Annotated in this window: 9 protein-coding genes; 3 read left to right on the top strand and 6 right to left on the bottom strand. The window is 72.6% G+C overall.

Annotated elements, in window-relative coordinates:
* The 5 genes from B351_RS18160 to prmB form a co-directional block, all read right to left on the bottom strand.
* On the bottom strand, positions 1-1,319 hold a 1,319-nt coding region (locus B351_RS18160), incomplete at its 3' end, for a FimV family protein (RefSeq protein WP_039731789.1).
* 421 nt (positions 1,320-1,740) lie between these two features.
* The gene (locus B351_RS0115160; RefSeq protein ID WP_019399884.1) at positions 1,741-2,766 is read right to left on the bottom strand and encodes an aspartate-semialdehyde dehydrogenase; all 1,026 of its coding nucleotides are present in this window, start codon (positions 2,764-2,766) and stop codon (positions 1,741-1,743) included.
* Positions 2,767-2,890: 124 nt separating this feature from the next.
* Positions 2,891-3,931, bottom strand: coding sequence for a D-glycerate dehydrogenase (locus B351_RS0115155; protein ID WP_019399883.1), 1,041 nt, complete (start codon positions 3,929-3,931; stop codon positions 2,891-2,893).
* Between the two features lie 10 nt (positions 3,932-3,941).
* Entirely contained in the window at positions 3,942-5,066 is a 1,125-nt protein-coding gene (gene aroC / locus B351_RS0115150; RefSeq protein WP_019399882.1) for a chorismate synthase, read from the bottom strand.
* A gap of 170 nt (positions 5,067-5,236) precedes the next feature.
* Complete coding sequence (gene prmB / locus B351_RS0115145; RefSeq protein WP_026010782.1) at positions 5,237-6,169, bottom strand: 50S ribosomal protein L3 N(5)-glutamine methyltransferase; 933 nt, start codon at positions 6,167-6,169, stop codon at positions 5,237-5,239.
* A gap of 122 nt (positions 6,170-6,291) precedes the next feature.
* Between prmB and B351_RS0115140 the strand changes: the two genes are divergently transcribed.
* A complete protein-coding gene (locus tag B351_RS0115140; protein ID WP_019399879.1) occupies positions 6,292-6,945 on the top strand; it encodes an SCO family protein in 654 nt (217 codons plus the stop codon).
* Entirely contained in the window at positions 6,942-7,790 is an 849-nt protein-coding gene (asd, locus tag B351_RS0115135) for an archaetidylserine decarboxylase (RefSeq protein WP_019399878.1), read from the top strand. The genes B351_RS0115140 and asd overlap by 4 nt, the downstream gene beginning before the upstream one ends.
* A 96-nt stretch (positions 7,791-7,886) precedes the next feature.
* Here asd and B351_RS0115130 read toward each other — a convergent pair whose 3' ends face one another.
* Positions 7,887-9,455: a transglycosylase SLT domain-containing protein gene (locus B351_RS0115130; protein ID WP_026010781.1), complete on the bottom strand. Its 1,569-nt coding sequence runs from the start codon at positions 9,453-9,455 to the stop codon at positions 7,887-7,889.
* A 101-nt stretch (positions 9,456-9,556) separates the two neighbouring features.
* Between B351_RS0115130 and B351_RS0115125 the strand changes: the two genes are divergently transcribed.
* A partial coding sequence (locus tag B351_RS0115125; protein WP_019399876.1) for a helicase HerA-like domain-containing protein occupies positions 9,557-10,845 on the top strand: 1,289 nt, incomplete at its 3' end.

Here is a 10,845-nt window from a genome sequence, read left to right as displayed (position 1 = left end):
GGCCGGCGCGCGAACCACCAGGCCGCGCCCGCGGCCGCCGCCAGCAGCAGCAGGACCAGCGGCCACAGACCCAGGCCGCTGTGCGCGGATTCCTGTTCCATCTGCGCCAGGCGCTGCTGCGCCGCGGCCAGCTCACTGTCCTTCAGCTCGATCAGCTTCATCTGCTGCTGCTGCAGCTTTTCCAGTTCCTCGACCCGGCTGCGCAGCTCCTGCACCTCCGACTCGCGGGCGGCCAGGTCTTCCTGCGCCTGGCGCAATTGTTCGTTAGCCAGCATGTCGCCCTCGCCCCCACTGCCCAGTCCGGATGTCGCCGCCTGCGTGCCTTCGGCCGCCACCGCCGGCGCGATCTCCAGCCGCGCGCCGGAAGCAGCCGCGGCCGCTGCCTGGGCGGGAGCCGCGGCGGCGCTGTCGCCGATGGTGCCCTGCTGCTCCGGTGCGCCGGCCACCGCCGGCTGCGGCACCGGTTGGGCCAGCTGGCGCCACTGCGCGGTCTGCTCGCGCACCAGCGCGGCCGCGGTGGCCGCGTCGGCATAGTGTTCCGCGCCCGGCATGCGCAGCACCGCGCCGGCACGCACGCGGTGGATGTTGCCGCCGATGAAGGCTTCGGGGTTGGCGCGCAGCAGCGCCACCATCGCCTGTTCGCGGCTGTAGCCGCCGCGGTCCATGGCGGCGACCACGTGGGACAGGGTCTGCCCGCGCTCGACCCGGGCCAGGGTCTCGCCGGGGGCGGCCGCCACCGTGGGCTGGATGGCCGCAGCCGGAGCCCGTGCCGGGGCCGGCGCAGGCGCCGCTTCCACGGGCGCCGGCGGAGGCGGCGGCAGCGGCTCGGGCGCGCGCACGATCATGTCCGAAGGCAGTGCCTGCGGCGCCTCGATCACTGGGGCCTCGATCGCCACCGCGCTCTGCGGCGCCTCCACCAGTGCCGAGTATTCGCGCACCAGGCGGCCCTGGCCCCAGTCGACCTCGACCAGGAAGGACACCGCCGGCACGTCGACCGGGGCGCTGCTGGTGACGCGTACCACGGCGCGGCCGTGGGCGTCGGCGCTGATCGCGAACTGCAGGTCGCGCACAAGGCTGGTCGGAGGCTGCAGGCCGACGCGGGCGAAGGTCTCGGCCGAAGCCAGGCGCACCCGCGCGTTCTCAAGCTCCCCGGGCTGGTTGGAGATGATCGGAATCTCGGCCAGCAGCGGCTGTCCCGGCCCGGACAGCACCCGGATCTGGCCCAGGCCCAGCGCCAGTGCGCTGCTGCTGGCCAGCAACAGGGCGGTCGCCACCAGCCATTGCAACGGGCGCCACGCGCCCTGTCCCCTCTTTTCCATGGCGCGAACTATAGCGGTTTCGCCGTTCCCACCGCAGCGCCGGCAGCCCGGGAACCGTCCGGCGCGGCACGGAACGCCCGCTTGCAGCCGGCCGCCCCGCCCGGCCGGAAGCGGCCGTTGCCCCTCCCCCGGGCCTTGCGGCAATCGCGCGGCCACCCATGGCTGCCCGCGGCACGCGTTTGCGACCGGGACCGGCATGGCCGGCCCAGGCGCAGCGGCCCAGGGCGGGGCCTGCGTCGCCGGCCTGGCAAGCCCGCATCGGCCAGGCGGCTTGCGCGGATGCAAACTGCGGCCTTGTCCGGGCCAAGCCCCCTTTGCAGCCCGGCACGCATCCAGGTCCGGCCCAACGAAAAGGCCGGGGCATGGAGCCCCGGCCTTGCCGTGGTGCAGGAGGCGGCGGCAAGGGACGCCGCCGTCCGGATCAGCCGCCGGCGGCGACCAGTTCGGCCAGCTGCACCGCGTTGAGCGCGGCACCCTTGCGGATGTTGTCGGCCACGATCCACAGGTTCAGGCCGCGCGGGTGCGAGAAGTCCTCGCGGATGCGGCCCACGTACACCGGGTCGTTGCCCGAGGCGTGGGTGACCGGGGTCGGGTAGCCGCCGGCCTTGCGCTCGTCGACCACTTCCACGCCCGGCGAACGGGCCAGCAGCTCGCGCGCGGCCTCGACCGTGACCTTCTTCCTCGTCTCGATCGCCACGGCCTCGGAGTGGCCGTAGAACACCGGCACGCGCACCGCGGTCGGGTTCACCTGGATGCTGTCGTCGCCGAGGATCTTGCGGGTCTCCCAGACCAGCTTCATCTCCTCCTTGGTGAAGCCGTTGTCCAGGAAGTCGTCGATGTGCGGGATCAGGTTGAACGCGATCTGCACCGGGAAGCGCTGCGGGTCCGGATCCTGGAAGTTGAGCAGCGCCCCGGTCTGGCGCCCCAGCTCCTCCAGCGCCGAGCGGCCGGCGCCGGACACCGACTGGTAGGTGGCCACGTTGATGCGCTCGATGCCGTACTCGCGGTGCAGCGGGGCCAGGGCCACCAGCATCTGCATGGTCGAGCAGTTGGGGTTGGCGATGATGCCGCGCGGACGGTTCTTCGCCGCCTCCGGGTTGACCTCGGACACCACCAGCGGCACGTCGTCGTCGTAGCGGAAGGCCGAGGAGTTGTCGATCACCACCGCGCCGGCGGCGGCGAACTTCGGCGCGTATTCCTTGGACACGCTGCCGCCGGCCGAGAACAGGGCGATGTCCACGCCCTTGGGGTCGAAGGTGGCCAGGTCCTGCACCTTGACCTTGCGGCCGGCGTACTCGACCTCGCCGCCGGCCGAGCGTTCGGAGGCCAGCGGGATGATCTCGGCGACCGGGAAGTTCCGCTCGGCCAGGATGTTCAGCATGGTCTCGCCGACCGCGCCGGTGGCGCCTACGACTGCGACGGTGAAGCGGCGTTCTGCGTTGCTCATTGGAATGTCCGTGGTTCGTGATTGGTGACTGGTATTCGGAAAGCAGGAGCGCGATGCGCGGGGCCGGGTTCGGGGAACCTCTGCCGGGGTGGGCGCCGTGCTGCGTGGCGCGGGCGGAGGTTCCCTATCGTTTGCCGGTCGCGTCTTTCCCCGCACCGGCAATGGCGCCGGTGGTTTTCTTCGCGGTGACCGGGGTGGCCGGGCGGCCGGCATCCGGGCCCAGGTCCAGCGCGGCCAGCAGGTTGTCCACGGCCAGCTGCACCATCGCCCGGCGCGTGGCCAGCGAGGCGCTGCCGATGTGCGGGGTCAGCACCACGTTGCGCAGTGCCAGCAGTTCCGGGCGCACCTGCGGCTCGTCCTCGTAGACGTCCAAGCCGGCCGCGGCCAGGCGGCCATGGGCCAGGGCATCGGCCAGGGCCAGCTCGTCGACCAGGCCGCCGCGGGCGATGTTCACCAGGGTGGCGGTGGGCTTCATCTTCGCCAGCGCGGCGGCGTCGATGATGTGGTGGCTGGCCGGGGAATACGGCAGCACCAGCAGCAGGTGGTCGGCCTGCGCCAGCAGGGTGTCGAGGTCCACGTAGCGGGCGCCGACGCCGCGCTCCACGTCCTCCGGCAGGCGCGAACGGTTGTGGTAGAGCACCCGCATGCCGAAACCGTGGTGGCCGCGGCGGGCGATGGCCTGGCCGATCCGGCCCATGCCCAGGATGCCCAGGGTGCTGCCGTGCACGTCGGCGCCGAGCATGGTCGAGAACGACCACTGCCGCCACTGGCCCTCGCGCAGCCAGCGCTCGGACTCGCTGATCCGGCGCGCGGCCGCCATCAGCAGGGCGAAGCCCAGGTCGGCGGTGGTCTCGGTGAGCACGTCCGGGGTGTTGGTGGCGATGACGCCGGCCGCGTCCAGCGCGGCGATGTCGAGGTTGTTGTAGCCGACGCCGACGTTGGCCACCGCGCGCAGGCGCGGGGCCTGCGCCAGCTCGGCCGCGCCGATGCGTTCGTTGAGCGTGACCAGGGCGCCGTCGGCCTCGCGCAGGGCCGCGGCCACGTCGGCGGGCGCGTGCACGGTCACTTCGCGCACCGCGTCCACGTCGCAATGGGCCGCGAGCTGGTCGACGATGTCGTCGAACAGCGGCTGCGAGACCCATACGCGCGGACGCTGGCTGGCCATGGCCGCGTGCCTAGCTCCCCTGCCCTTCGCCCAGCGCGCCGTCGCCGGCGGGAATGCGCGGGCCGACCTCGCCCACGTCGCCGCACTGGGCGCGGTGGCGCAGGGCCTGGTCCATCAGCACCAGGGCGACCATCGCCTCGGCGATCGGGGTGGCGCGGATGCCCACGCACGGGTCGTGGCGGCCGGTGGTGATGACCTCGACCGGATTACCGTGCACGTCCACGGTCGGCCCGGGCAGGCGCAGGCTGGAGGTGGGCTTGAGCGCGATCGAGGCCACGATCTGCTGGCCGGTGGAGATGCCGCCGAGGATGCCGCCGGCGTGGTTGCTGGCGAAGCCGTCGGGGGCGATCAGGTCGCGGTGCTGCGTGCCCTTCTGCGCGACCACGCCGAAGCCGTCGCCGATCTCCACGCCCTTGACCGCGTTGATGCTCATCAGGGCCGCGGCCAGCTCGCCGTCGAGCTTGCCGTAGACCGGCTCGCCCCAGCCCGGCGGCACGCCGTCGGCGACCACGGTCACCCGCGCGCCGACCGAGTCGCCGGACTTGCGCAGGGCGTCCATGTACGCCTCCAGCTCCGGCACCTGCGGCGCATGCGGCCAGAAGAAGGGGTTGGCTTCCACCGCGTCCCAGTCGAAGCCGGCCGGGACGACGTCGCCGATCTGGGCCATGAAGCCGCGCACGGTCACGCCGTGGCGCTGCTTCAGCCACTTCTTGGCGATCACCGCCGCGGCCACGCGCATGGTGGTCTCGCGCGCCGAGCTGCGGCCGCCGCCGCGCGGGTCGCGGATGCCGTACTTCTGCCAGTAGGTGTAGTCGGCGTGGCCGGGACGGAACTGCGCGGCGATGTTCGCGTAGTCCTTGCTGCGCTGGTCGGTGTTGCGGATCAGCAGCGCGATCGGGGTGCCGGTGGTGCGGCCCTCGTACACCCCGGACAGGATCTCGACCTCGTCGGCCTCGCGCCGCGCCGAGGTGTGGCGGGTCTTGCCGGTGGCGCGGCGCTGCAGGTCGTGGGCGAACTCCTCCGGCGCGATCTCCAGCCCGGGAGGGCAGCCGTCGATGACGCAGCCGATGGCCGGGCCATGCGATTCGCCGAAGGTGGTGACCGACAGCAGCCTGCCGAAGGTATTGCTGCTCAAGACGCGCCCCGCGCTGTACCTCTACAAGGCCGCCAAGCATCGCATATCGCGACGCCTGCTGCAGCGCGTCAGCAGCGGGAAAAAACGTTGCCGCGGTAACGGCTTAGACGCGGCCGGCGACCCGGCCGGCGCGCCCCGGGCATGGACCCGCGGCGCGCTTTCCCGGAGCCTCAGCCGCGCGCGGCGGCCAGCTCGGCGATGCGCGCGTTGTGCGCGATCAGCTCGCGGCACTCGACCGCGAACACGCCCATCTGCCCGACCTTGAACTCGATCCAGGCCAGGTCCAGTTCTGGCAGCAGCTTGACCAGGTGCTGCTCGGACTCGCCCACCTCGCAGACCAGCAGGCCGTCCTGGCTCAGGTGCAGCGGCGCGTCGCGCAGGATCTTCAGCACCAGGTCCAGCCCGTCCGGGCCGGCGCGCAGGCCCAGCTCCGGCTCGTAGTCGTACTCGCGCGGCAGGGCGTCGGTCTCCGCGTCGGTGACATAGGGCGGATTGGTGACGATCAGCTCGTAGTGGCGACCGGCCAGGCCGGCGAACAGGTCGGACTTCACGAACTCCACGTTGGTCGCGTGCAGCCGCTCCTTGTTCTCCGCGGCCAGGGCCAGGGCGTCGTCGCTGATGTCCACGCCGTCGACCTGCCAGTCCGGGTTGTAGTGGGCCATGGCGATGGCGATGCAGCCCGAACCGGTGCACAGGTCCAGCGCGCGGCGCACCTCGCGCCCGCCCAGCCACGGCTCGAAGCCGCGCTCGATCAGTTCGGCGATCGGCGAGCGCGGCACCAGGGCGCGTGGGTCGGACTTGAAGCTCAGGCCGGCGAACCAGGCCTCGCCGGTCAGGTAGGCCGCCGGGATGCGTTCCTCGATGCGGCGGCGGAACAGCTCCAGGATCTTTGCCTTCTCGGCCGAGGTCAGGCGCGACTGGCCGTACACCGGGCTGAGGTCGTGCGGCAGGTGCAGCGCGTGCAGCACCAGCTGGGTGGCCTCGTCCATGGCGTTGTCGTAGCTGTGGCCGAAGGTCAGCCCGGCCTCGTTGAAGCGGCTGCCGCCATAGCGGATCAGGTCGATGATCGTGTGCAGCTCGCTGGCCACGTCGGCGTCGGTCATGGGGGTGTGCGCGCCTGCGGCGCCGGCTGGAAAGGGCCGGGAATTATAGGGCAACGGCCGCCTTTTCCCCCGCAACGGCTATCATGGCCGGCCCGACGCCACGCCCCACGGACGCTGACGCCATGTTCAACCGCACCTTCGGCTACATCCTCGCCGCCGCGCTCGCCGCCGGGCTGGGGCTGCTGGTCGCACGCCAGCTGCTCGACCGCCCCGCCGCGCCCGCCGGCCCTGCGCTGCAGGCGGTGACCCTGCTGCCGCAGCCGCGCGAGCTGCCGCCGTTCAACCTGCGCCAGTCCGACGGCACGCCGCTGCTGCCGGGCGAGCTGGCCGGGCACTGGACCCTGGTGTTCCTCGGCTTCACCTTCTGCCCGGACGTGTGCCCCACCACCCTGGCCGAGCTGGCCGCGGCGCAGAAGCAGTGGGAGGCGCTGCCGGAGGCGGTGCGCCCGCGCGTGCTGTTCGTGTCGGTGGACCCGGAGCGCGACACCCCGGCCAAGGCCGGCGAGTACGCCCACGCCTTCCACCCCGACACCCTGGCCGCCACCGCCGACGTGCCGGCGCTGGAGAAGTTCGCCACCTCGCTGGGCTTCGTGTTCATGAAGGTGCCTGGCAAGACCTACGACGAGAATCCGCAGGACTACAGCGTCGACCACTCGGCCAACATCGCCGTGCTCGACAGCCAGGGCCGGCTGGCCGGCCTGATCCGGCCGCCGCTCAAGCCGCAGGCGATCGCCGAGGACCTGGCGGTGCTGACCGCGAAGGAGCGTGGGCAGTGAGCCTCGGCACCTACCTGACCTGGGCCCTGCCGCACCGCCTGCTGTCCTCGCTAGCGCGGCAACTGGCCTACTCGGAGAACCCGGCGGTCAAGCAGCGCTTCATCGACGCGGTGGTGCGCCGCTTCGACGTGAACCTGGAGGAGGCCGCCGAGCCGGACCCGACCGCCTACCCCAGCTTCAATGCCTTCTTTACCCGCGCACTGAAACCGGGGGCACGCACGCCCGACCCCGACCCGCGCGCGATCCTGATGCCGGCCGACGGCCGCATCAGCCAGCTGGGCCGGATCGAGGACGACGGCCGCATCTTCCAGGCCAAGGGCCGCTCGTTCACCGCCGCCGAGCTGCTGGGCGACGCCGAGGCCGCGCGCGTGTTCGCCGGCGGCAGCTTCGCCACCGTGTACCTTTCACCGCGCGACTACCACCGCGTGCACATGCCCTGGACCGGCGTGCTGCGCGAGACCGTGCACGTGCCGGGCCGGCTGTTCAGCGTGGGCCCGGCCGCGGTGCGCACGGTGCCGCGGCTGTTCGCGCGCAACGAGCGGCTGGTGTGCCACTTCGACACCAGCTTCGGGCCGATGGCCTCGGTGATGGTCGGGGCAATGCTGGTCTCGGGCGTGGAAACGGTCTGGAGCGGGGTGGAGATCCCGGAGTACGGCGACGACATCACCCGCAAGGACTGGCGCGGCAAGGGCATCGTGCTGGAGCGCTTCGCCGAGATGGCGCGCTTCAACTACGGCTCGACCGTGATCGTGCTGCTGCCGCCGGGCGCCGCCACCCTGGCCCCGGGGCTGCAGGCCGAGTCGCCGGTGCGGCTGGGGCAGGCGCTGGCGCACCTGGCGCGCTGACCGGCGGCGGGGACTCCGGCATCTGGCGCCCCGGGTGCGCCTCGCTACCCGGGCCACGTGCGCGACCCGCACCGTTGATGCGCAACGGGCAGCGCTCTACTTCGAGCAGCCGACCAGCTGCAGCTTCTGCCCCTGGCGCAGGGCGTAGGCCGGGGCCTTGAGGCCGTTGGCCGCCGCCAGCTGCTTGATCTGGCAGCCGTGGCGCTGGGCGATGCGCCCCAGGGTGTCGCCACGGGCCACGGTATAGGTGCGCGCCTGCGCCGCCTTGGGCCGCGCCGGCTGCGGACTACCGGTGGCGATCGTGGTCGCCACGCCCGGCACCGGGGTCACGTCGCCCACCGCGACGCTGCCCAGCGGCGCCGCCCCCTCCAGCGCCGCATTCGGGTCCGCGGTCACCAGGGCATGGGCCAGTTCGGCGCGGGCCCCGCCCTCGCAATGGCGGCGGTAGAGCTGGGCCACCCGCGCGGTGGCCGCCAGCACGGTGCCGGCCGGGATCACGGTCTCGGCGTCGAAGCGCGGGTTGAGGTTGCGCAGGGTGCGCATGTAGCCGTCGCGGTTGCCGCTGTTGCCCAGGCACACGGTCAGCTCGTAGATGCTGGCCGGGCGCACCAGTTTCAGCGCCGCCGGGGTGGCCTCCACCTTCGGGAAGGTCACGCCGAACTGGCGCGGGTGCAGGAAGATCCAGGCCGCGGCGATCACCATCGGCACGTAGTCGCGGGTTTCAGGCGGGAACTGCTCGTAGGCCCGCAGGTTCCAGAAGCCGGAGCCGCCGCTGGCGCGGTGCACGCGCAACGCGCGGCCCTCGCCGCCGTTGTAGCCGGCCAGGGCCAGTTCGACGTCGTTGTTGAGCTCGCGCAGGCGCTCGTTGAGGTAGGCGGCGCTGGCCTCGGCCGCCGCGCGCGGGTCGTAGCGGGTGTCGAAGCCGGTGCCGTCCGGGCCCAGGCCGAAGCGGCGCGCGGTGGAAGGCATGAACTGCATCGGCCCGGCGGCGCCGGCGCGCGAGACCGAGTGCACGCGGCCGTTGGATTCCTTGGCCAGGATGCCGAACAGCAGCGCCTCCGGCAGGCCGCGCTTCTCGAACTCCGGCCACATCAGGTGGCGCATGACCTGGTAGTTCTCGTAGCTGGTCATCAGCTGCGGGCGCATGTCGGTCAGCCAGCGGCGGATGCCGGCCTGGATCGCCGGGTTGTAACGGACCATGCGGTCGAAGGCATGGCGGCTGTCGTCGCCCAGCAGGCGCGCGGCGCGTACCGCCTCGGGCACGTCGGCGGCCAGCGCCGGGTCGGCCTCCAGCAGCTCGTCGTCCTCGCCGGCCTCGTCCGGGCCGGCGCCGCTGTCGTCGATGCCCTCCTTGAGCAGGCGCTTGTAGCTGGCCAGCAGGTCCGACAGCGGGCAACCGCGCTGCTTCACGCAGGCGTCGATCACGTCCTCCATGTCCTCCAGCGCGGCATTGCCCTCCTCCGCGCCGCGCGGGTCGCCGTTGCCGGCCAGCACGGTGGCGGCGCGGAAGCGGGTCTCGGCCTGGGCCATGCGGGCCACCAGGGCCTCGGCGGCGGCCCGGTCGCGCGCGGAGACGCGCTGGGCCAAGGCGGATGGAACGATGCAGGCGAACAGCAACACGGCCAGCAACGGCCGCGACAACGATGGACGGGAGGACATCGGCAGCGGGTTCCAGAAGCGACAGGCAGGGTAGCCCCCGCCGCCGCGCAGGGGCAACCCGCGCCGACGCCGCTAGAATCCCGGCCATTCCACCGCGCGAGGCCCCAATGGACCCGATCCTGCTCGGCAAGGGCACCACCGACGACGTCCCGGTCACCCTGCTGCCGGCGCTCGCCAACCGCCACGGCCTGGTCGCCGGCGCCACCGGCACCGGCAAGACCGTGACCCTGATGACCCTGGCCGAAGGCTTCTCGCGCATCGGCGTGCCGGTGTTCGTGGCCGACGTGAAGGGCGACGTCGCCGGGCTCGCGGTAGCCGGCGAAGGCGGCGAGAAGCTGGCCGCACGCGCCGCGGCCATCGGCGTGAAGGACTACGCGCCGGAAGCCAGCCCGGTGGTGTTCTGGGACCTGTACGGCAAGCTCGGCCACCCGGTCCGCACCACCGTCAGCGAGATGGGCCCCACCCTGCTGGCGCGCATCCTCGAGCTCAACGACACCCAGGCCGGGGTGCTGGACATCGTGTTCAAGCTGGCCGACGACCGCGGCCTGCTGCTGCTGGACCTGGACGACCTGCGCGCGCTGCTCGGCCTGGTGGCCGAGGAGCGCAAGGCGGTCTCGGCCGAATACGGCCTGGTCAGCGCGCAGACGGTGGCTGCGATCCAGCGCGCCCTGCTGCGCCTGTCCCAGGACGGCGGCGAACAGTTCTTCGGCGAGCCGGCGCTGGAACTGGCCGACATCATGCGGGTCAACCATGACGGCCGCGGCGTGGTCGGCATCCTCGCCGCCGACCAGCTGATCCTCAAGCCGCGGCTGTACTCGACCTTCCTGCTGTGGCTGCTGGGCGAGCTGTTCGAGAGCCTGCCGGAGGTGGGCGACCTGGACAAGCCGAAGCTGGCCTTCATCTTCGACGAGGCCCACCTACTGTTCGACGACGCGCCGCCGGCGTTGCGCCAGCGCATCGAGCAGGTGGTGCGGCTGGTCCGCTCCAAGGGCGTGGGCGTGTACTTCTGCTCGCAGTTCCCGGACGACGTGCCGGACAACATCCTCGGCCAGCTCGGCAACCGCGTGCAGCACGCGCTGCGCGCGTACACCCCGCGCGACCAGAAGGCGGTCAGGACCGCGGCCCAGACCTTCGTGCCCAACCCGAAGCTGGACGTGGCCGCCACCCTGCCCCAGCTGGGCACCGGCGAAGCCCTGGTCAGCACGCTGCAGGCCGGCGGCATCCCCGCGCCGGTGCAGGTGACGAAGATCGCCCCGCCGCGCTGCCGCATGGGCGCCATCACCGCGGCCGAGCGCGCCCGGGTGCGCGCCGCCAGCCCGGTCGGTACCCGCTACGACACCCCGGTCAACCGCGAATCGGCGGCCGAGCTGCTGGCCGCGCGGGTCCAGGCCGGCAC

This window comes from Pseudoxanthomonas sp. GW2, from assembly GCF_000283075.1.
Lineage (GTDB): Bacteria > Pseudomonadota > Gammaproteobacteria > Xanthomonadales > Xanthomonadaceae > Pseudoxanthomonas.
Note: the sequence above shows the minus strand (reverse complement) of the source record. Positions and strands in the feature narration are given on the sequence as shown.